Here is a 21,077-nt window from a genome sequence, read left to right on the forward strand (position 1 = left end):
TGCTTTTAATTTTGAGGTGGGTTTTGTCCCAGCTTCATTACTATCTTTAGTTTGTCATGTAGAAGAATTGCGGTCAAAAAAACACCCTTTTATCAAATGGGTGTGTCATTTGCATATAAGCCTTCATATATAAAAAAACACGTCAAATACATTGTAAAAGACGAGAATTTGTGTTAAATTTATATAGATATATGCTAAAAATATAAAGCAGCATTATATCCCTATTTTAAATTATACATTATACTTTTTCGTTTGTCAAACCCAAACTTTTTAAGGAGTGGTTGCTATGGATTCTGAATTTCAGCTGGAGCAAAAACGAGTGGATAGTGTAATTGAGACAATAACAGCGCAAGTCATCAGATTAGAAGAAGAAACTTCTCGGAGTCGGAACGAACTGGTTAATATACGCAAACACTTTTGGGATGAAGTCAAGGTGAATGTTGATACCTTCGACGATTATCTTGAGACCATCATTGGCTTGAGACAAGAGACTCAAGCTCTATCAATTATTCAAAGTACCGATAGACATGTAACTAAGAAATTATCCACGCTTAAACGTATGCAAGAGGTTCCCTACTTCGGCAGAATCGATTTCATTGAAGAAGGAGATTCTACTCATGAACAAATTTATATTGGAATCTCCACACTTAGAGATGCAAGTGGTGAAGAGTTTCTTGTCTATGACTGGAGGGCACCTGTCTCAAGCGTCTACTATGAGTACCAGAATGGATCGGCTAAGTATGCAACTCCTGCGGGCGAAGTCCGAGGCATATTAGAGAAAAAATGGCAATATCTTATCCGAGGCGGTGTTCTCCAATCCATGTTCGATACAAGTCTAACCATTGGAGATGAGATTTTACAACAGGTGCTGGGCAAAGGTACAGACAAACATATGCACAATATAGTAGCTACCATTCAAGAGGAGCAAAACAGAATTATCCGCCACGATCGAGGAAGATTGCTCATTGTACATGGTGCAGCCGGCAGTGGAAAAACATCGGCAGCGCTGCAGCGGATTGCTTTTTTGCTCTACAAATATCGAGATAGTATAAATGCCGATCAAATTATTCTATTTTCACCTAATTCGATGTTTAACAGTTATGTGTCCAATGTTTTACCAGAACTTGGAGAAGAGAATATGCAACAGGTCACATTTCAGGAATATTTAGACCGTCGGCTAAGTGGAGAGTTTCAAGTTGAAAATCCCTACGAGCAATTGGAGTATGTTTTAACTGCTGCGAATACCCCTTCCTACAGGTCAAGAGTTGAAAGCATTCGATTCAAAGCATCTCCACTCTTTTTTGAAGCTATCGAAGCATATAGGAAGTCGTTAGAGTTATCTGGAATGTTATTCAAGGATATAATTTTCAGAGGAAAGCCTATTGTTACAGCTGGCCAAATAGCAGATAGATTTTATAGTAACGACACATCACTCCGCTTCCATAATAGACTTGAAAAGTTAAAGGATTGGCTAACAAAGAAAATAAATGAAACCCAAAAGGTTGAATTAACTAAACAATGGTTACAGGAGAAAATCGAACTGCTTAGCAACGAGGATTATCATAAGGCCCAGACCTACTTGGCGAAAAAACACGGTTATAAAGCAGAATCGATTGCAGATTATGAGCCCGAGCATGAAGCGCTTGCGCGATTAATTGTTCAACAGAAACTAAAGCCGTTGCGTAAAAGAGTAAAAACATTTAGTTTCATCGACATTAAGGGGATATACGAGCAACTTTTTTCTGATTCACTGCAAATTAAACAGTGGATAAAAGGGGAAGTGCCCTCGGAATGGACGGAGATTTGCCAAGCGACGATGGAGATGCTAAATGAGGGGAAACTATCTTACGAGGATGCTACTCCATTCTTACTTATGAAAGAGCTGATTCAAGGATTTCAAACGAACGGTTCTATTAAGCACATACTTGTTGACGAGGCTCAGGATTATTCTCCGTTTCAATTCGAGTTTCTAAAGCGTTTATTTCCTTCAGCAAAAATGACTGTGTTAGGTGACTTTAATCAGGCGATATTCGCCCATGCAAGCGAAAAGGATAACTTTGACGCACTGATGAGCTTATACGGACAGCCTGAAACGGAAGTGATTAACATGACACGTAGCTATCGATCCACAAAGCCGATTATCGAGTTTACACGCAAGCTAGTACCTAACGGCGAACGGATTATCCCATTCGATCGCGACGGGGAGCAACCCGTTTTGACACAATTGCTGAATCACACAGAACTACACCGCTGCATCACTTCCAAAGTCGCGGCTTTGCGAAATCTTCGTTATAAGAGTATTGCTATAATATGTAAATCAGGTGAGGAGAGTAAGAGTGCATACGAATCCCTGTCTCATATCGATGATATTAAGCTCGTGAAGAACAGCTCTAGTGAATATGAAGAAGGTGTTGTTGTCATACCGTCATACTTATCCAAAGGCATCGAATTCGATGCTGTCATCATTTATGATGCATCAGAGCTAGTATACAGCGATGAGAGCCTTCGTAGAGTTTTCTATACTTCCTGTACTAGAGCTATGCATTATTTACAACTTTACAGCGTAGGTGAACCAACCCGATTATTGGGAAACGTATTGCAGGAGAGTTTAATCCAATCTTGACATTGTTGAAATTTTAACGATAAACACATGAGCGATTATCTAATATAGAATAATTAATCAGCCAAAAATATGTAAAGTTCACTGCTTACATGTTTTTGGTTTTTTTATAAAAATGCAGTCCTATACTTCCAACCGACTGAAGCAATATTAACCGAACATCCACTGTTAGGTGTTCCTGTGTTGCTGGGGTTCAGACATTGTTTAAAATCGAAACCCATGATATCTATGGTATATTTTAGATAGGTACTAATCTGTTATATACATATTGAAATGAAGAATGGGGATGAGAAAATGGAAACGTTGGGTCAATTTAATTTTGCACGAATATATACATTAGGTAGGATTAAACAGGTGAAAGATGTCGCATGGGATATACAACCACCTGGTTTCAATAACACTATTCGTTGGAATGTAGGTCATATTTTTGTAAATTCAGAGATGCTAACGAAAAAGGCAATTCCTTCGTATGAAATTGTTCATCCAGAATGGCTAACTCTATTCGTCCCTGGAACAAAACCAAGTGAATGGGGTGTCGAGCCTCCTACTTCAAATGAATTAGTCAATGCTTTACAGGAACAAACGGAGCGGATAAAAGCAGTGCTAGACAACAATCTATCTAATGTTCTAATAGAGTCCATGTCAATCGGGAACCTACATGAAATGAATACAGTAGAGGCACTAGTGCAATTCATAGTTTGGCATGAGGGAGTTCATGCAGGGATAATCCACGCATTGAACCGTGCTACAAGTTAGTAATGATGAAAATTTACATTGTAGGGTCAGTGGGGAGTGGTAAAACTACACTAGCTCGTAAAGTTGCTGCTGAGCTTCAAGTTCCGCACTTCGAAACCGATAATTTTGTATGGAATCATCAGCCAACGGGTGACGTTAGAAATGAAATGGATGTCAGAAATGAATTATTTAGTGATGCAGTACAGCAAAGTAAATGGGTAATAGAGGGCGTTCATATCGATTGGACTGACGAGGCATTACTAGTAGCCAATCAAATTATTTTTTTAGACATCCCCGTGAACAAAAGAACATGGCGCATTATAAGACGATACATCCGTCAGCTTCTAAAAATAGAAAAGGTAAATTATAAACCGACCCTAACTATATTCTGGAAGATGTTTCGGTGGAATAGATACTTCGAAGAACAAATGAAACCGGAGTTCATACAAAAATTTGAAGTTTATGGCACAAAAGTGCATTATCTTCGAACAAATGAAGAAGTAAAAAATTGGTTGCGAGAGATTTCAGGGGAAAAATCCAGCTAAACAAGTCAATGTAAAAAAGGATCACCATCTTCTGAAATGGTCATCCTTTTTTTTCATCGTATCTATTTCTTTTATTAAATAATCCAATTTACTTTGTATGTCTGATAATTGCTGCTGATTTACTTGCTTTTTTTGTTCAATATTCTTTTCTTCCTGTGCTAGTTCGGAGAGGGCGATGCCTTCGCCAATGGTTTCAATAATGTACCCAATTGTTACAATAACAGTCCCTAAAAATCCAACCTTTGCAGCTAGGTTAGTCGTTTCCTCGTTCTCCGGCTCAATAGGGTCTAGTGGTGGATTCATGCGCACTAACATCCTTTATGCTGTCTTTTTAGCTTTATTGTCCAGCTCCAGCGCCTAGCCCCTCGAGTCGCTTCAGAATTTCAGCAAAGGCAAAGGACGCCTTTACGTGAAATTCTTCCAGCGCTTGTCAGGGCTGCCATAGGCGCTTGCGCTTTTCTTAATAGCATATGATGACGCGAACGAATAAGTTATTTTTTTGTGGGAACCAGTTTATGTTCAAATGCATAGATAACGGCTTGTGTACGGTCGCTTACCTCGAGCTTCGACAAAATATTGCTGACATGTGTTTTGGCTGTTTTCAATGCTATAAAGAGAGTGTCGGCTATGTCTTGATTTGTTTTGCCCTCAGCCATGAGTAGCAGTACCTCATGTTCTCGGTCCGTTAGATCATCATGAAGAGCATGGTCCGAGCCTTGGCGCATACGCTTCATCATTTTATTGGTTACTTCGGGCTCTAACACCGCATCTCCGTTTAATGTTTTACGAATAGAGTCGGCAATATGAGAGGCTTTCGAAGTTTTTAATAAATAACTGATAGCACCAGCTTCGAGTGCAGGGTATACTTTGTCATCATCAATAAAGCTCGTGACAATCATTACTTTTGCTTCAGGCCATTGTTGAACAATTTCGCGTGTAGCTTCTGCCCCACTCATTATCGGCATAACCATATCCATTAAAATTATATCTGGTCTATGCTCAAGAGCCATGTTCACTGCTTCTTTTCCATTAATAGCCTCTGCTACTACTTCCATATCCGGCTGTGCCTGCAAGTATGCGGAAACGCCGATGCGCACCATTTCATGATCATCCGCTAATAAGATTCGAATCATTCTCTCGCACTCCTTTCTCTAACTGGATTTTTTCAATATCTGTTTTTTCAATTGGCAGCTTCACTTCAACAATTGTGCCTTGAGAAGGAACAGAAACAATTTTACTTATTGCGCCGATTTCAACAGCCCGTTCCTGTACACTTTGCAATCCATAAGAGCCGTTTTTGGAATCTACATGTTCAAATCCAACACCGTTGTCTTGAACGCGGAAGATAGCAAGATTATCTCGTTCAACGAATAATATATCGACTTCAGTAGCGTTTGCATGCCGCAGTGTATTGGATAACGTTTCCTGTGCAATGCGGAACAAATGATCCTCAGCACCTTTTGATAAAGGAACGTCTTCCAAGCGGTAACGAATCGTGAAAAATACCTTTTCCTGTAATTCCATAAGTAACTCTTCTAAACCTTCTTTTAACGTTTTATCATGTAAGGCTGCAGGTCGGAGATGCAGTAATAATGCACGCATTTCTAATTGAGCCTGCTGTACAATTTTTTCAGTTTGTAGCAATGTTTTTGGAGCTTTTTCATGCTGAGTTTCTTCAACTTCCACCATAGCGGATAATAGCATGGATGCAGCAAACAATTGCTGAGACACGGAATCATGTAGCTCTCTAGCTAATCGTTGCCTTTCTTGCACGATCCGTTCCTGAATAAGTTTATCTTGAGCCTCCGCTTTTTCATTCGTAATACGCTGCAGTGTCTTACGCTGTGTTACGATAAGTTGCTCTAGTTGAGTTGTTGTAACATGTAATCGCTTTGAATAGGTATACTTTTTCTTCGCTGGTGTAAATGTTTCTGCCTCCAGCAAAGGGCGTAGGCTAGTATCAATCTTTTTTTCCTGATCTCGAACCTTTTGTAGTGTGTTCATTGAAAAACTAAAACTCATAATTGCAAGAATGATAATAATCCAGGCTCCAAAAGGAACCTCTGCATACTTTATTTCTAGTAGGGACCACCAGGCATCTTCATTTGGCCATCCCCATAGTGCATAGAGTAGAAGTGCTGCCAGTGTAAGTAAAATGGTAAAAATAGAGAGACCTTGCCCAAAAACAATCTTCATTTACGGATCACCTCAATATCCCCAATCCATGTAGATACGGTAATAACTAATTCAGAAGCGTATGTGACATCCTCTAAATAACCATCTTTCACTAGGACAGATTGGTTCCATAATCGTTGTACACCGCGACCAAAAATATCTGCTTCTCCAATAACGGTTGCATAATGTATCCTTACTGGAATTTCATATGGTACATAGATGGTCACTTTCCCAAGGGACTGACGAATAGAAACGAAGGATGTACCCTTTGGCAAAACTGTTTGTGTTACATCAATTACTTGTTCTCCATAAAAGCTTTGCACGTGGACATCTTGCCACTCGTAAGCATTAAAAGGAGTCGTTTGAGAAGAAAATAACTTATTTTGAATAATACTATTTGGAGTTTCTTTATATACGGTGTCAAATGGACGTACCATTTTTTGAATGGGTTCATTTTTCCATAATTTGAACAAAATATAACTCATTACAGCTAATAGTAGGACTCTCAAGCTCCACATAGAAAAAACAGCAATGATCAAAAAGATAAATCCGGTCCAAAATAAAAAACGAGTTCGTTTTCGCATGCTAAAATACATCATCCCAATGCCAAGAAGAACTAATACAATACTGCCGTTTCCAAAAATTGTAGCCTCTATGAACATAAGGAAAACAAAACAAATGAGTATAAAAGCTAATCTGTTTGTCTGGTTTTCTTTCATAACGAGTATTCCTCCTTCTTCGCATAAGGTGAAGCTTCCATCAGTGGGGGTTTCTTCACCTCCCGCTGATTGAAAAATTGATCTAAGTAAAATAATGCCGCATCGTGCGGCAATGCCTAATTGATCACTGATCTGTTGACCAGGATGTTTAACTGGGATAAAGATTAGTAAGGAGAAGGCGAGTGCCTTCTCCTCTATAACCTGCTAATCTTTCTATCTGTCTAGCTCCAGACGCCAGCTGTTCGAACACTTCAGACTTACTGAAAAGTAAAGGGAGCCTTTACTTCAAGTCTTCCAGTGCTTTTCGCAGCAGAACGCGTCTTGCGCCTTTCTTCTAGTTTACACAATTTCCGCTTTAGTTTGTGCGTTTTTTTCTAATATTTCTAAACGTTGTTCCATTGAAGTGATTTCATGCTCTTTTTCGATCTTTGTTCCAAGACGTTCGATGTATTGTTCCATGTCTTCGAATGTGCCGAAATTCTTTTCTTTTTGTTCAGGCTGTAAAATACGATCCATTTGATGGTGAGCACGAGTTACATTCTCTTTTCCCATCAATTGCAATTGGCGAACTTTCATGTCTTTGATTTTATGTTTCATCTCTTCGTATTTACGTTCTAATCCGAAAAGCTCTTCTGTTGTTTGATGAATGCTATTTTGTAATACAGCCGCACGTTCCTCGTATGCGTTTACTTCCGCTAAAGCGAATGCAGCTAGGTCTTCCTCACCGCTGTTAGTTGCAAGGTCTACTTGATTTTTACGTTTTTCAACCATTTGCATAGTTTCAGTTAGTTCTTTTTCTAATTCTTGCTTTAGGTTTCCTTGTCGCTCTAACCATTTCCCAGTTTGTTCAGTTTGTTTTTCTGCTTCCCGAATGTATTGGTTTAGCATTGCAATTGGGTTTTTTTCTTCTTTTTTATCAAATAACTTGTGTAAGTCTGCTTCTATTGAATATTTTAATCTGTTTAATAATGATGTCATGTTAGTTTCCTCCTTATTTTGAAAGCTCATTCCATTGTTTTTCAAAGTTAACAAATGGGTCGTCTGTTTTAACGATTGGTGATGAAAAGTTTAGTGTTTCGTTGTTCCATTTTTTCATTACATACCAAACTGCTAGAATTGCTAAGATAGCGAAAAATGCAGGTACGTTTACAACTGCAGTGATTAAACCAACGATACCCACGCTTGCCCAAAAGATTTTCAAAAAGGTTGAATCACTCTTCAAGTAAAAATGTACCCCTGCAAAGACAACTGCAGCGGAAACTCCAAGAGCTAAAAGTGAACCTAAGTTAGCTAATGCTACAATCCCTGCGATAATTCCTAGTGTTAATAAACCAAATTTTTTCATATATTTGTTCCTCCTCTCGTTTGTATTACAAGCTTACCAATTCTAGAAACTAATCCAAACGGGCTTAGAATTGATTTTCCTATCAGTCTAGAGGCTTAGGAGTACTAAGACAAAATCTGCTATACTTATGGAAAAGTAGTCATGAATTAGTGTAGTATCTGATACTTTGTTGAGTTAAAAATACATACATTGGAGAACTGATACATGAAAAGAATTATTGGAGCAATAGTAGCGATCCTCTTATATTCTGCCATTGTCTTTTACTTTGGCTGGGGCATTTCCAAGTGGTTAGAACTTTACTTTCCTATAAATAGATGGTTATTTGGTATTGCCTGGGGACTAATTGCTTTTGGCTTTGTCATTGGGAGATTCAGTCATAAGCTACGGCTATTTAGTGTAATAGGATCCTACTGGTTTATTGTCATGCAGTATGGGATTATCCTATTTCCAATCGCTACCTTACTACTGTGGATTTTCCCATCTTCTTTGAAATTGATAGGGTGGACGGTTTTCTTGATTTTCCTCTTTATATTAATATTTGGAACTTATAATGCATATACACCTGTTGTTCGAGAACTTTCTATTGTAATGCCGAAAAAAGGTTCTAAGCTAGAATCTATTAAAGTAGTGGTTGCATCTGATTTCCACCTTGGTTTATTATCCAATAAGGCGCATTTAAGTCGCTTTGTGAAAAAAGCAAATGCAGAGAAGCCGGATTTAATATTATTAGCAGGGGATTTAGTCGACGATGATCCTATTTGGTTTGTTCAAAATGGCATGTCCGAAGTGATGAAACAACTTGAGTCTACGTATGGTATATATGGGGTGCTTGGAAATCATGAGTATTATGGAAAAAAGATTCCTCTATTAGTAGAAGAGATGGAAGCATCGAATGTCCGTATGTTATTAGATGAAACTATTTTAGTGGCAGATTCGTTCTATTTGACAGGTCGTGAAGACTTGACGAATAAAAACAGAAAGCAATTATCTGAATTATCTCCAGAAGAAAGAGATCTACCTTGGTTTGTTATGGATCATACACCATCTAATTTACTGATACCTGAGAAGGAAAAAGTAGATTTCCATGTGTCTGGTCATACGCATTTAGGACAAATGTGGCCAAATCATTTATTTACGAGAAGGATATTTGAATTAGATTATGGGTACAGATGTAAAGGAAGTTTACATGCCATTGTATCTTCTGGGTTTGGCTTTTGGGGACCGCCTATAAGGTTAGGTAGTCAATCAGAGCTATGGTCAGTAAACATTAGGTTAGAGGATGTGGAAGTATAATGGAAGCATGGATTACAGACTGGATGAATCAGTTTGGTTATCTAGGAGTATTTTTATTAATTTTGGCAGAAAATATGTTTCCCCCAATTCCATCTGAAGTGATTTTAACACTTGGAGGATTTATGACGACGACTACTAGCATGACGAAGCTTGGTATTATTATTGCTTCCACGGCAGGTTCTGTCATTGGTGCAGCTATTTTGTACTGTATCGGGACACTGTTAGATGTTGAGCGTTTGGAGAAAATCATTGGGAAGTACGGTAAATTCTTAAGATTAACTATCAAGGACATTCACAAAGCTGATGCTTGGTTCGATAAATACGGAGTCTGGGCAGTGTTTTTTGGAAGATTGATACCACTTGTAAGAAGTCTTATATCGATACCTGCGGGGATGTCGAATATGAAGTTTGGATTATTTCTTCTATTTACGACACTTGGAACATTAATATGGAATACGGTATTAGTTTCGGTAGGAGCAGCGGTAGGCGATAATTGGGATGAAATTGTTGGGTATATGGATATTTACTCTAACATTGTGTACGCACTTATAGCTATTTGTGGTATTGCATTTCTTATTTGGTATTTTAAAAAACGAGATTAAGGAGATTATATGGAATTTTTAGAGCTATTAAAAGCACTTATACTAGGGTTTGTTGAGGGAATGACAGAGTTTGCACCGGTTTCATCTACAGGGCATATGATTATTGTCGATGATATGTGGTTGAAAACGGAGGAGTTTTTAGGGAAGTATTCTGCTAATACGTTTAAAATTGTAGTCCAATTAGGATCAATTTTAGCTGTAGTAGTGGTTATGTGGAAACGATTATTTAGTTTAGTCGGGTTATACAAAATAGATACAGAAGAGTCGAGTAAGCAGTTCAATTTACTACACGTTATTGTTGGTATTATTCCAGCAGGAGTATTAGGAGTTTTATTAGAAGACTTTATAGATAAAAATTTATTTGGAGTAGAAACAGTAATATTTAGTCTTGTAGCGGGCTCTATTTTAATGATTGTTGCAGATAAGTTTGGACCTAAAAAACCTTCTATCGTAAGCTTGGACCAAATTACATATGCAAAGGCTTTTAAGGTAGGGTTAGTGCAATGTCTTTCTTTATGGCCTGGCTTCTCTCGTTCAGGAGCAACTATTTCTGGCGGGGTATTATTTGGAATGAGCCATAAAACAGCCGCAGATTTTACATTTATAATGGCTGTGCCGATAATGGCTGGAGCAAGTCTAATATCTGTTGTTAAAAACTGGGAAGACATTGATATGAACCATTTAAGTTTTTACGTTGTAGGATTTATTAGTGCGTTTGTGTTCGCCCTTATTTCTATTAAGTTCTTCCTGAAATTAATCTCGCGTGTTAAATTAATGCCATTTGCAATTTATCGCATTATTTTAGCGGCGATTCTAGCAGTTATTGTATTTCTTTAAATAATAAATTTGATAAAGTGCTCCGTTTCCGAGGAGCGATACAAAATATAGAAAAAAGCATTGCCGCTGGCAGTGCTTTTTTCAAAGTGATCAAATTTTAATATGGAGCGTAGGGAGAAAGTTTGTGAAACATTACACTTAAACTAACGGTGCATTTAGTTGAACAAGGGAAATCTAAATCGCTTGGAATATATTTTTTTAAAAAAGCATTGCTGTCTCTAAACTGTACCCTATAAGATAGACACTTTAAAAAAGGTCATCTTATAGGGTATTTTTGTTTATAATGAAAAAAACAGTATTCGGAGCGATAAATTATGACTAAAAATTATTTAACACCTAACCAACAAAAAGAACTAAAAAAGAATCCATATGTAAAAGCTGTAAGCAATAAAGCGATTACGTACACAGATGAATTTAAACGATTATTTATTACTGAAAATGAATTTGGGAAGTTTCCGCGTGAAATTTTTGAAGATGCAGGATTTGATATCGAAATGATGGGGATGACACGCATTCATAAAGCGGCAGCTCGATGGAAAACAGCATACCAAAACCAAGGAATTACTGGGTTAGAAGATTCTCGGAAATATAGTTCTGGTCGCCCACTTGAACGAGAACTAAGTCTCGAGGAAAAGTATGCACGATTAGAAGCGAAGACTCGATTACTTGAGGCAGAGAACGAACTCCTAAAAAAGCTCGATTTACTCGAAAGGCAGATGGTGAAGAAGAAATAAAAATTGCGCCAGAATTAAAATTCGAACTCATTAACCAGATTATTAAAAAGTATGAGTTAAAGCGTATGGTAAGTTATCTTTGCGAGGTAATGGATGTATCTCGATCAGGTTTCTACAATTACTTTGATGAAAAATCCATTCAAAAACGTGCAATTAAAGGCGGTTCGGACGAGGTGGTGAAAAACATCATTTTAAAGGCGTATCATTTCCGAGGACGCAAAAAAGGAGCACGCCAAATTAAAATGACACTCCAAAACCAGTACCAGATTACATATAACTTAAAACGTATTCGCCGCATTATGAAGAAATTTGAGATTGTTTGTCCAATTCGAAAAGCGAATCCCTATCGCCGCATGGCGAAAGCAACAAAAGAACATCGCACATGCCCGAACGAATTGCAGCGCAACTTTAAACAAGGGTTGGCTGGAAAAGTGTTATTAACGGATATCACATATTTAAACTACAGAAGCGGAAAGCGTGCTTATTTATCCACGATTAAAGACGCAGAGACGAATGAAATTTTAGCGTATGAAGTCTCAGATAAAATTACATTAGACATCGCATTAGATACACTTCACCAATTAAGACGTCGTCATTCACATATTCGAAATGATGCCTTTATTCATTCGGATCAGGGATTTCATTACACAAATCCGACCTATCAAAAATTAGTGAAAAAGATGAATCTTGGACAGTCAATGTCACGCCGTGGAAACTGTTGGGACAATGCTCCACAAGAATCATTCTTTGGGCATTTTAAAGATGAAACAAATATAAAAGAATGCGAAACATTAGAAGAAGTAAAACAAGAAGTGAAGTGTTATATGATATATTACAATTATTATAGAGGCCAATGGAATTTAAAAAAGCTGCCGCCTGCAAAATACAGACAGCAGCTTCAACAAGTTGCCTAACCTTTTTCAAAATGTCCTTTACAAAGGGTACAGTTTAAACCTAGGTTCCCCTTTTCTTATTAACTTAATTTTAAGGAAGTATAAAGTGAAGTCAGAATTGTATAGAATCTATTATTTGATACTTAAAACTCCTGAGAGGAAGGGTGGGTAGATTAACAATGAGAAATATGATGTTGGAGCTATATTATATTATTTTAGTCACTTGAAAATAGTGAAGAAATTTTTATACATATGGGACTTTTTATAGATTTCTTGTTTAATAATATATTATCTATTGCTCCTATAAACACAATATGTTAGATTATATAAATGAACTAAACACAATATATAGTATGTTAACGATGAGAAGGTACCTTTATGGTTTAAAAGGGAATTCGGTAAAATGCCGAAGCTGTCCCCGCAACTGTAAGTGTGGACGACTGTTGGAATAGCCACTGCGAGCAATCGTGGGAAGGCCAACAGGAGAGTGAAACACGAGCCAGTAGACCTGCCTTTTCATCGGTAAGCAACACTTTCTTCGGGGGTTGAGAGGTGGGAGCGAAGGCCAATATCTCGAATGCTTGATATGTCTTGTTGTATCCTACACTTTTAATTTTGAGCGATGTCTCAGCCGAAGATGGCTGTGACATCGCTTTTTTGTGCTCTATTTCAAAGGGGAGTATCACATAAATGATTCAATTAAAAAATAGGAGGAATTCAAAATGACAATCATCTCAAACACAACTAAACAAGAAGTATTACATAATCTAATCAAAGAATTTGGGGAGGAAAAAATTGCTCCTCTTATAAAAACACATGAAAGATGGATGCAAAAGCACCCGGACGGTACAATAGCTGCTTGGTCGAAGACAATGTCACTGGAAGCATTAAGCTTTCTAGATGAACAAGAAACTTATTGGACCTTTGTAGCAGCAAGAGTGCATTTAGCAGAGGTTTATGAACAAGTAGCTGAGAGAAGAAGCACAACTGCGGATGCAGTGTATACAAAATTTGCTAGTAATGTTCAACTGTTAAGTGAAAAAGGAATTTATGACAAACATCTTAAACAAGCATACTCCCAGCAAGAATTAGAGCAGCTATCTGAAGTTCTCGTACAGGAAAGAGATTATTTATTTACTTATATCGGCGTCAAAACACTATTGGATCGGTATGTAGCGAAGGACTTTGATAAAACAATTGTAGAACTGCCTCAGGAACGTTGGCTTATTATTGCTATGACACTTATGAAAGACGAGCAAGAAAATCGTTTAGAAAAAATAAAAGAATCATATTGGGCAATGAGTAATTTATATATGACAGTAGCAACACCAACACTTTCAAATGCCGGTAAACCTCATGGTCAGCTTTCTAGTTGTTTTATCGACACGGTAGACGATAGTCTTCAAGGTATCTACGATAGCAATACGGATGTAGCGACTCTTTCGAAATTTGGTGGCGGCATTGGTGTTTATATGGGTAAGGTGCGTAGCCGAGGGTCTTCCATTAGAGGTTTTGTTGGTGCTTCAAGCGGTGTACTTCCTTGGATTAAACAACTCAATAACACTGCAGTAAGTGTAGATCAGCTTGGTCAGCGTCAAGGTGCGGTGGCTGTTTATTTAGATGTTTGGCATAAAGATATTTTTACATTTTTAGATTTACGCTTAAATAACGGGGATGAACGCTTGAGAGCTCACGATATTTTTACTGGGGTGTGCTTGCCAGATTTATTTATGGAAAAAGTGGATGCTAGAGAGGAATGGCATTTATTTGACCCGCAAGAAGTTCGTCAGCTAAAGGGCTATTCGTTAGAAGATTTTTATGATGAGAAACGTGGAGATGGTTCCTTCCGCCAAAAATATGAGGAATGTGTAATCGATCATCGTTTGTCTCGAGAAACAGTTCCTGCTATCGATTTGATGAAGCGAATTATGCGCTCTCAGCTAGAGACGGGTGTTCCGTTTATGTTTTACCGCGATGAGGTCAATCGTAGCAATCCAAATAAACATGCCGGGATGATTTATAGTAGTAATCTTTGTACAGAAATTTTTCAAAATCAAAGCGCAACAACATTCGAGTCCATTCAAATAGAGGACGATATAATTGTCACTCGTCGTAAGCCAGGGGACTTTGTCGTATGTAATTTATCTTCTATAAATTTAGGACGAGCAGTTCCAGCTGATGTTTTGGAAAAGCTTATAAAAATTCAGGTTCGAATGCTTGATAACGTGATTGACCTAAACATGATACCAGTTCCTCAAGCAGAACGGACGAATTCTAGATATAGAGGAATCGGTTTAGGAACGTTTGGATGGCATCATTTACTCGCACTTAAGAATATTCGCTGGGAATCAGATGAAGCTGTAGAGCTTGCAGATGCATTATACGAAAAAATTGCATACTTAACGATTAAAGCATCTGCGGAGCTTGCAGTAGAAAAAGGGGCATATCCATTATTTGAAGGATCAGATTGGCAAACGGGAGTCTATTTTGACAAGCGCGGGTACGAGAGCGAATCATGGAATGAACTACGAGAGCAAGTGAGTAATAATGGATTACGCAATGGTTATTTAATGGCAGTTGCTCCGAATTCGTCGACATCCATCATAGCTGGAAGTACTGCAAGTATCGATCCTATTTTCCAAAAGTCTTACTCGGAAGAGAAGAAGGATTATAAAATTCCGGTTACTGTACCAGATTTGAATTCTGAAACTACATGGTATTACAAATCAGCCTATTTCATCGATCAGCATTGGACACTTAAACAAAATGCTGCACGCGGACGCCATATAGACCAAGGCGTTTCGTTAAACCTATACGTGCAAAATACGATCAAAGCAAAAGAATTATTAGATTTACACTTAGATGCCTGGAATAGTCGACTGAAAACAACTTATTACGTTCGTTCTACATCTGTAGAATTAATAGATTGTGAGTCTTGTTCAAGCTAATGAAAGCTATCATTTGTTATCTAAGCTATAGCGGAAATACTGAGGAAGTCGCGGAACTATTGAAAGAGCAATTAAAAGCTAGCGATATCGATATAGATATGCATAGCATTGGCTATGGAGTGGTACCGAATTTGTTTGAATATGATCTTATTTTTATTGGAACTTTTACTTGGGATAGGGGAAGTACACCAGAGGAAATGAAGGACTTTGCAAAAGAAGTTGGAGGTAAGCCAAATAATGTCTATGTATTCGGCTCTGGCGACACACAGTTTGGCGGAGATGAACTGTTTTGTAATGCTGTAGAAAAATTAGTTAATTTCTATAACAGTGGTTATCCAGGTTTAAAAATTGAGCAATCACCAAGAGGTAGCCAGGAGCAGCTGGTAAGTAAATGGTTAGAAGGAGTTTTGGAACATGCAGAAGGCAAAAACATTAGATCCTAGAAATCCAAATAAATCGACAGGAATTTTCAATGGTAGGTCAAGTGGAATATTAAATTGGAACGATATTGCATATCCCCACTGGCATAAGATGTACAAGCGTTTGTTAGGTAACTACTGGCAGGCAGATGAGATCAATATGTCAAACGATATTAAGCAGTTCGCGAGCCTTAGTACATCAGAACAAGATGCTTATTTGAAGATTATTGGCTTGCTTGCAACATTGGATGCACCTCAAACACGCACTGCTCTGCTATTGTCGTTATACGCAACCGATTCGTCGGTTCAATCGATTATGGCAGTCATAGCGCAACAGGAAGCGGTACATAATGAAAGCTATTCCTATGTTTTATCTTCTATAGTATCGCTGGATCAACAAAATAAGGCATTCGAATTTGGAAGAACAGACAAAATTTTACTCAAGCGTAATCAAAATATCGCGAAGTATTATAATGACTTCGTAGAAAACCCGACTACAGAAAATATATTAAAAACACTAACGTACACAACTCTGCTAGAAGGTTTATTTTTCTATTCAGGCTTTGCCTACTTCTATAATCTTGCCAGATATAACAAGATGGTAGGGACTTCTACAATGATCAGCTATATTAACCGAGACGAACTAGAGCATGGTCGATTTATATCCGAACTATTTAGAGCGACACTATCTGAAAACCCAGAACTGAATAACGAAGAAATGATTGAATGGGTATACGAGCAATATAAAGAATCCGTAGAATTAGAAATAGAGTGGTCGCAATATGTACTAGCGGATATTGAGGGAATCAATTTAGAAGAAATGCATGGGTATATTAAATACCGTGCCAACAAAATGCTGAGACTAATTGGGCTTAATGAAATCTATCCCGAATATGTGGATAATCCGATGAAATGGATACGTGCGTATGCAGACAATATTGATGGAACAAAAACAGATTTCTTTGAACAAAAGTCTCGCCAATACGTAAAAGTAAATGCCATTGATAACGGATTTGATGACCTATAAGTAAACAAGCGTCTATGAGTCACTTTTGACTTATAGACGCTTTTTTTAAAAAATACTCTTATGTTGTAGAGGGTAATGTTATGGTTACAATTGTGCCAAACTCACTCGATTCTACCTGAATGTCTCCGTTATGTGCTTCTACAAGTTGTTTTGCTATTGCAAGACCAAGGCCGGTCCCCGAAACTTCCGTAGTTGTATTTGTTCCACGATAGTAACGATTGAATAGATTTTCTAATTCCTCTATCGGAATTCCTTTTCCTTCATCATGAATAGTTAACAACACATTATCTTTATTTTGTTCAATTATTAAAAGTACTTTTGTTCCTTCCGGTGTATGTTTAATGGCATTTCCTACTAAATTATCGAGCACTCGTTCAAATAGCTTTGGATCAATATAAACTTGTGCACCTTCGTCTCCTATGGGATCTTGGATATCCTTCCAAACAGATTTAGACGAATAGGCTTTTACGAATTCAAATAAGTTAACATTAATCTTTTCTATAGATATAGCATTGTTTTTTAGTTGATAAGTGTAAGTTAAATCTTCTATTAAAGCATTCATATAGGTCGACTTTTCTTGCATTATCTTAGCAAAGGATTTTACCTCTTCATTTGACCAAGCGTAGTTATCAGATGATAGCATGGTTGAATAACCATAGATCGAACTAAGTGGTGTTTTCAAATCATGTGATAGACCAGTAATCCAATCCTCTCTTAACTTTTCGGTTTGCATAATTTTTCGCTCATTTGCTTCCTGTGTAAACGCTAAATGGGAGAGTGATTGATCAATATCTTCGTACACACGATATTTTCGTTTTAATCGCCCGGTTTTATGATTCCTTAATTTCCGATCATCTAAAACTTCATAGTCTTGTTTGGCTAATTTCTCGATACGCTTAAGAAAGTATAAAACAGGACGACCAAATCGACTTCCGATCCAAAAAGAAAACAATATAGTAAAGAAAAAAAGAATAAGATGAAATAATAGAAGACCTATCCCAAACTTTTTCATCCCATCTTCAAATGCAGGTTCGAAAGGGTTATAGTTTGAATTATTGACTCTGACAACAGCAACGTTTCCATCTTCTAATACCTCAGAGGCAATTACTTCTTTTCTTTCAGAGTAATTATGTGAACTGGTTAGTATTTCGATCCCACTAAGAGCAGGATTGGAGGGCCCGAAAACAACTTTTCCCCGATTGCCATCTGGCGTATAAATTTCAAAACTGGCATCTGCTTCTTTTAGTTTCTTTTGTATGTTATTCGACAATTCAGTCCCGTTTTCTTGAACAATCATAGAAAGTAACTGTGTCGCAGGATGTTTTTCGATAAACACAATATACAGGCCGTTACCCTGCTCCCATACAAATGCTTCCTTCGTTTTTGTCATGGCAACGAACTGAGAAAGAGTGTAACTGCTGCAACAATCACTACTCTTCTCCGAGCTAGCAAGTACCTTGCCGTTTTTATTGACTAACTGAACTAGTCCTTTGTTTTCATGTGCTGAATCAATTAAGTCTTGGGACAAATGATAGGTCCCATTTGAATCCTTTGTAAAATCTGACTCAAGCTCAAACGCATCTAGTTCACGAATATCTGTATAGCTATTACTATTCATTACATCATAAACAAAATATACGATAAGTCCAATCGATACAATGAGCAATACTGCATAAAAAACAACAAAATAAGCTAAAAAACGTGTAGTCATTTTTGTAGATAAGCGCATTTTAATGTTCCTCGCTTATAAGTTTATATCCTATACCGCGAATAGTTAAAAGAAGTTTTGGATTACCAGGTTGCACCTCAATCTTTTCGCGAAGTTTTCGGATATGAACCATTATCGTATTATCATCTATAAAATGTTCTTCACCCCAAACGTGAGCATAAATTTGTTCCTTGGATAGAACCTGTCCTGGATGTTCGCAAAAAAGTTGCAGTAAGTAAAAGAGCTTCCCTGCTAAATTCATTTTATCCCCAGCAACAGTTAATTCAGCTGCAGCGACATCTAATTGGAAACGACCGAAGTCAAATACTTGTTTACATGTAGGGGCAGATGAAGGGGATTTATATCGTTTCATCTGCACTTTGACACGAGCAGCTAGTTCCATAGGGTTAAATGGTTTTGTAATATAATCATCCGCACCGTACATAAAGCCGCGAAGCTTGTCTGCATCACTTGCTTTTGCTGTTAGGAAAAAGATAGGTGCATCTGATTTAGTACGTACCTTTTCTGCTAGGTCAAGTCCAGTACCATCTGGTAACATAATGTCGAATATAAATAGGTCATAGTTATATTGTGCGATAAGTGTTTCGGCAGCGATAAAACTCGTGCATACATCTATCTGATTAAATCCTTCTTTTCTTAAAATGATATCTACCATGTCACCAATTGCTTGTTCGTCATCCACAACTAAAATTTTTACCTTTAACACCAATATCCACTCCAAAATTTAAGATTTCTTTAAGGTACGTTTCATACTGATATAAGCTACTTATTTTATACTAACAAATGAGCGATATAAAACTCTAGGAGGATTTCTAGTGAAAATGGAAAGAGTAAGATTGATAGACAGCCTAAGGGGTCTTAGTCTGTTCGGAATACTATTGGCAAATATGCTTATATTCCAATATGGAATGTGGGGGAAAGATGAGATTTCTTACTTCTCTTTGTCAGATCTTGACACAGGAGCATACAAGTTTATAAAAATTGTAGTAGAAGGCAGTTTTATGCCGATCTTTACATTCTTATTTGGGTACTCACTTATCAAATTGGTGGAATCTTTGAGGAAAAAAGAAGTAAAGGCTAGGTGGCATTTAGTTAGACGGTTTATTTTACTTATAATTTTTGGTACTTTGCATGGAACATACTTATGGGAAGGAGATATTTTAGCTTTTTATGGATTTATGGGATTCTTCTTATTCCTCTTTATAAACAGAAAGAAAAAGACTCTTATTATTTGGGGAATTATTTTACTTCTTTTGACAAGTGCAATGGGCTATGGAGTAGTGGAAGAAACAAATGAAGAGGTAAAAGAGTTATCCTCTTATATTGTAAAAACAAATGATGTATATACAAATGGCAACTATACAGAAATAATGGATCATAGAAATAATGAAAGTCCACTATTTTTTGACGATGAATTTTTCCTCTTGTTCGTTATGATTTTAGCACCTTTTATGACGGCTCCCTTATTTTTGTTTGGGATGGCAGCAGCAAAAGGGAAACTTTTTACTAGACCTAGTTTGGAACAAAAATGGTATAAAATAGGCGTAGTTTTTTTGCCAATCGGATTAGCGTTAAAGGCAAGTAGTATACTTCTTCTACAAAATGATTGGTCTGCAATATTATTAAATGTCGGTGCACAGTTCCTTTCTCTTGGCTATATTTCTTTATTTGCACTTTTATTTGTAAGCTATTCTAATTCAAACGTATTTCATGGTTTTGAAAGTGTTGGAAAGCTGTCCCTTACAAACTATATTATGCAAAGCGTTATATGTACGACTATTTTTTACGGCTACGGCTTAGGATTGTTTGGAAACCTTGGAATGTTAAATAGTATTATTCTTGGACTTGTTATATTCGTTTTGCAGTGTGTATGCAGTTCCTTGTATTTAAAGAAATTTCAACGTGGTCCACTCGAGGTTATATTAAGAATGGGTACGAACTTCTCATGGAATGGTGCAGTGAAGAAAAGAAAAAAACGTTCGAAAAAATCAAAGAAAATAGAGATGGAAAACACCTTGGTTTAATGTAAACTAAGGTGTTTTTTCTGCAAAAATTTATCGTATTAAGTCCATTCTAAAATTTCAATGCGGTTACCAAAAGGATCGCTTACATAAATTCTATTTGCTCCAGGTAAATCGGTATCCACTATGAAGTTGACTTCATGTTTCATCAAATGAGTTTTCAATGCCTCTAAGTTCTCGACTTGAAATGCTGGGTGGGCTTTTTTAGCTGGTGCGAATGGCTCTTCAATACCAATATGAATTTGATAATTGCCAAATTGAAACCAAACTCCGCCTCTTTTTTTCAAGACTTCAGGCTTTTCTACTTCCTGAAATCCTAAAATCTCTCCAAAGAAACGTTTGGCGATATCTTCGGAACCTTTTGGAGCAGCTAGCTGTACATGGTCTATTGATTTAAAAGCAAATGACATCATAAATCCCCCTTGTTATATTCTA

At 37.2% G+C, this 21,077-nt stretch carries 20 protein-coding genes and 1 riboswitch; of the genes, 11 read left to right on the top strand and 9 right to left on the bottom strand.

Translation table 11 applies throughout. The annotated features are described in order from the left end of the window. Positions 1 to 286: 286 nt before the first annotated feature. The 3 genes from helD (at position 287) to MKY60_RS01315 (ending at position 3,900) form a co-directional block, all read left to right on the top strand. Positions 287 to 2,623, top strand: a complete 2,337-nt coding sequence (helD, locus tag MKY60_RS01305) for an RNA polymerase recycling motor HelD (protein ID WP_340928294.1) — start codon at positions 287 to 289, stop codon at positions 2,621 to 2,623. Between the two features lie 291 nt (positions 2,624 to 2,914). Beyond that, a complete protein-coding gene (locus tag MKY60_RS01310) occupies positions 2,915 to 3,376 on the top strand; it encodes a DinB family protein (RefSeq protein WP_093495323.1) in 462 nt (153 codons plus the stop codon). 2 nt (positions 3,377 to 3,378) lie between these two features. After that, positions 3,379 to 3,900, top strand: coding sequence for an AAA family ATPase (locus MKY60_RS01315; RefSeq protein WP_093495322.1), 522 nt, complete (start codon positions 3,379 to 3,381; stop codon positions 3,898 to 3,900). Positions 3,901 to 3,921: 21 nt separating this feature from the next. Here the strand turns inward: MKY60_RS01315 and MKY60_RS01320 are convergent, their stop codons facing one another. From MKY60_RS01320 to MKY60_RS01345, 6 genes are all read right to left on the bottom strand, one after another. Further along, complete coding sequence (locus tag MKY60_RS01320) at positions 3,922 to 4,203, bottom strand: hypothetical protein (protein WP_090569933.1); 282 nt, start codon at positions 4,201 to 4,203, stop codon at positions 3,922 to 3,924. A 188-nt stretch (positions 4,204 to 4,391) separates the two neighbouring features. Then, a complete protein-coding gene (locus tag MKY60_RS01325; RefSeq protein ID WP_090569931.1) occupies positions 4,392 to 5,033 on the bottom strand; it encodes a response regulator transcription factor in 642 nt (213 codons plus the stop codon). Further along, positions 5,008 to 6,096 (bottom strand): sensor histidine kinase, encoded by a 1,089-nt coding sequence (locus tag MKY60_RS01330; RefSeq protein ID WP_093495321.1) that lies wholly within the window; start codon positions 6,094 to 6,096, stop codon positions 5,008 to 5,010. The genes MKY60_RS01325 and MKY60_RS01330 overlap by 26 nt, the downstream gene beginning before the upstream one ends. Continuing rightward, complete coding sequence (liaF, locus tag MKY60_RS01335; protein WP_093495320.1) at positions 6,093 to 6,794, bottom strand: cell wall-active antibiotics response protein LiaF; 702 nt, start codon at positions 6,792 to 6,794, stop codon at positions 6,093 to 6,095. Before liaF ends, MKY60_RS01330 begins: the two co-directional genes overlap by 4 nt. Positions 6,795 to 7,133: 339 nt before the next feature. Continuing rightward, on the bottom strand, positions 7,134 to 7,772 hold the full coding sequence (locus MKY60_RS01340) for a PspA/IM30 family protein (protein WP_241600533.1): 639 nt from the start codon (positions 7,770 to 7,772) through the stop codon (positions 7,134 to 7,136). 13 nt (positions 7,773 to 7,785) lie between these two features. Then, entirely contained in the window at positions 7,786 to 8,139 is a 354-nt protein-coding gene (locus MKY60_RS01345) for a lmo0954 family membrane protein (RefSeq protein ID WP_093495318.1), read from the bottom strand. Positions 8,140 to 8,343: 204 nt separating this feature from the next. Between MKY60_RS01345 and MKY60_RS01350 the strand changes: the two genes are divergently transcribed. The 7 genes from MKY60_RS01350 to MKY60_RS01380 all read left to right on the top strand — a co-directional run bounded on the left by MKY60_RS01350 (position 8,344) and on the right by MKY60_RS01380 (position 16,892). After that, positions 8,344 to 9,432 carry a metallophosphoesterase gene (locus MKY60_RS01350; RefSeq protein ID WP_093495317.1) on the top strand — a complete coding sequence of 363 codons (1,089 nt, stop codon included), beginning with the start codon at positions 8,344 to 8,346 and terminating at the stop codon, positions 9,430 to 9,432. Then, positions 9,432 to 10,034, top strand: a complete 603-nt coding sequence (locus tag MKY60_RS01355) for a DedA family protein (RefSeq protein WP_090569914.1) — start codon at positions 9,432 to 9,434, stop codon at positions 10,032 to 10,034. The genes MKY60_RS01350 and MKY60_RS01355 overlap by 1 nt, the downstream gene beginning before the upstream one ends. Positions 10,035 to 10,043: 9 nt before the next feature. Further along, positions 10,044 to 10,871, top strand: coding sequence for an undecaprenyl-diphosphate phosphatase (locus MKY60_RS01360; protein ID WP_090569912.1), 828 nt, complete (start codon positions 10,044 to 10,046; stop codon positions 10,869 to 10,871). A gap of 314 nt (positions 10,872 to 11,185) precedes the next feature. Continuing rightward, a protein-coding gene (locus tag MKY60_RS01365) for an IS3 family transposase (protein WP_340928296.1) occupies positions 11,186 to 12,519 on the top strand; the annotation gives its coding sequence in 2 pieces (ribosomal slippage) (positions 11,186 to 11,573 and positions 11,573 to 12,519; 1,335 coding nt in all). Between the two features lie 330 nt (positions 12,520 to 12,849). Next, a riboswitch (cobalamin riboswitch) is annotated at positions 12,850 to 13,028 on the top strand. A 192-nt stretch (positions 13,029 to 13,220) separates the two neighbouring features. Then, the gene (locus MKY60_RS01370) at positions 13,221 to 15,446 is read left to right on the top strand and encodes a ribonucleoside-diphosphate reductase subunit alpha (protein ID WP_340928297.1); all 2,226 of its coding nucleotides are present in this window, start codon (positions 13,221 to 13,223) and stop codon (positions 15,444 to 15,446) included. Beyond that, complete coding sequence (locus MKY60_RS01375; RefSeq protein WP_269922816.1) at positions 15,446 to 15,889, top strand: flavodoxin; 444 nt, start codon at positions 15,446 to 15,448, stop codon at positions 15,887 to 15,889. The genes MKY60_RS01370 and MKY60_RS01375 overlap by 1 nt, the downstream gene beginning before the upstream one ends. Beyond that, the gene (locus tag MKY60_RS01380) at positions 15,861 to 16,892 is read left to right on the top strand and encodes a ribonucleotide-diphosphate reductase subunit beta (protein WP_090569883.1); all 1,032 of its coding nucleotides are present in this window, start codon (positions 15,861 to 15,863) and stop codon (positions 16,890 to 16,892) included. The genes MKY60_RS01375 and MKY60_RS01380 overlap by 29 nt, the downstream gene beginning before the upstream one ends. A 58-nt stretch (positions 16,893 to 16,950) precedes the next feature. Here the strand turns inward: MKY60_RS01380 and MKY60_RS01385 are convergent, their stop codons facing one another. After that, positions 16,951 to 18,621 carry a sensor histidine kinase gene (locus tag MKY60_RS01385; protein WP_340928299.1) on the bottom strand — a complete coding sequence of 557 codons (1,671 nt, stop codon included), beginning with the start codon at positions 18,619 to 18,621 and terminating at the stop codon, positions 16,951 to 16,953. Position 18,622: 1 nt separating this feature from the next. Further along, positions 18,623 to 19,327 carry a response regulator transcription factor gene (locus tag MKY60_RS01390; protein WP_420877789.1) on the bottom strand — a complete coding sequence of 235 codons (705 nt, stop codon included), beginning with the start codon at positions 19,325 to 19,327 and terminating at the stop codon, positions 18,623 to 18,625. 115 nt (positions 19,328 to 19,442) lie between these two features. Between MKY60_RS01390 and MKY60_RS01395 the strand changes: the two genes are divergently transcribed. Beyond that, a complete protein-coding gene (locus MKY60_RS01395) occupies positions 19,443 to 20,645 on the top strand; it encodes a DUF418 domain-containing protein (protein WP_340931057.1) in 1,203 nt (400 codons plus the stop codon). A 38-nt stretch (positions 20,646 to 20,683) separates the two neighbouring features. Here MKY60_RS01395 and MKY60_RS01400 read toward each other — a convergent pair whose 3' ends face one another. Next, positions 20,684 to 21,052, bottom strand: a complete 369-nt coding sequence (locus MKY60_RS01400; RefSeq protein WP_093495300.1) for a VOC family protein — start codon at positions 21,050 to 21,052, stop codon at positions 20,684 to 20,686. Between the last annotated feature and the right edge of the window lie 25 nt (positions 21,053 to 21,077).

The sequence above is a fragment of the Psychrobacillus sp. FSL K6-1415 genome (genome assembly GCF_038003185.1).
GTDB lineage: Bacteria > Bacillota > Bacilli > Bacillales_A > Planococcaceae > Psychrobacillus > Psychrobacillus psychrodurans.

Bases quoted from the DNA above. Each gene is read 5' to 3' on its own strand.
- MKY60_RS01340 (WP_241600533.1), bottom strand. From the start codon at position 7,772: ATGACATCATTATTAAACAGATTAAAATATTCAATAGAAGCAGACTTA.
- MKY60_RS01395 (WP_340931057.1), top strand. From the start codon at position 19,443: ATGGAAAGAGTAAGATTGATAGACAGCCTAAGGGGTCTTAGTCTGTTC.
- MKY60_RS01370 (WP_340928297.1), top strand. From the start codon at position 13,221: ATGACAATCATCTCAAACACAACTAAACAAGAAGTATTACATAATCTA.
- MKY60_RS01385 (WP_340928299.1), bottom strand. From the start codon at position 18,621: ATGCGCTTATCTACAAAAATGACTACACGTTTTTTAGCTTATTTTGTT.
- liaF (WP_093495320.1), bottom strand. From the start codon at position 6,794: ATGAAAGAAAACCAGACAAACAGATTAGCTTTTATACTCATTTGTTTT.
- MKY60_RS01345 (WP_093495318.1), bottom strand. From the start codon at position 8,139: ATGAAAAAATTTGGTTTATTAACACTAGGAATTATCGCAGGGATTGTA.
- MKY60_RS01375 (WP_269922816.1), top strand. From the start codon at position 15,446: ATGAAAGCTATCATTTGTTATCTAAGCTATAGCGGAAATACTGAGGAA.
- helD (WP_340928294.1), top strand. From the start codon at position 287: ATGGATTCTGAATTTCAGCTGGAGCAAAAACGAGTGGATAGTGTAATT.
- MKY60_RS01380 (WP_090569883.1), top strand. From the start codon at position 15,861: ATGCAGAAGGCAAAAACATTAGATCCTAGAAATCCAAATAAATCGACA.
- MKY60_RS01320 (WP_090569933.1), bottom strand. From the start codon at position 4,203: ATGAATCCACCACTAGACCCTATTGAGCCGGAGAACGAGGAAACGACT.
- MKY60_RS01350 (WP_093495317.1), top strand. From the start codon at position 8,344: ATGAAAAGAATTATTGGAGCAATAGTAGCGATCCTCTTATATTCTGCC.
- MKY60_RS01330 (WP_093495321.1), bottom strand. From the start codon at position 6,096: ATGAAGATTGTTTTTGGGCAAGGTCTCTCTATTTTTACCATTTTACTT.
- MKY60_RS01310 (WP_093495323.1), top strand. From the start codon at position 2,915: ATGGAAACGTTGGGTCAATTTAATTTTGCACGAATATATACATTAGGT.
- MKY60_RS01315 (WP_093495322.1), top strand. From the start codon at position 3,379: ATGATGAAAATTTACATTGTAGGGTCAGTGGGGAGTGGTAAAACTACA.
- MKY60_RS01325 (WP_090569931.1), bottom strand. From the start codon at position 5,033: ATGATTCGAATCTTATTAGCGGATGATCATGAAATGGTGCGCATCGGC.
- MKY60_RS01400 (WP_093495300.1), bottom strand. From the start codon at position 21,052: ATGTCATTTGCTTTTAAATCAATAGACCATGTACAGCTAGCTGCTCCA.
- MKY60_RS01355 (WP_090569914.1), top strand. From the start codon at position 9,432: ATGGAAGCATGGATTACAGACTGGATGAATCAGTTTGGTTATCTAGGA.
- MKY60_RS01360 (WP_090569912.1), top strand. From the start codon at position 10,044: ATGGAATTTTTAGAGCTATTAAAAGCACTTATACTAGGGTTTGTTGAG.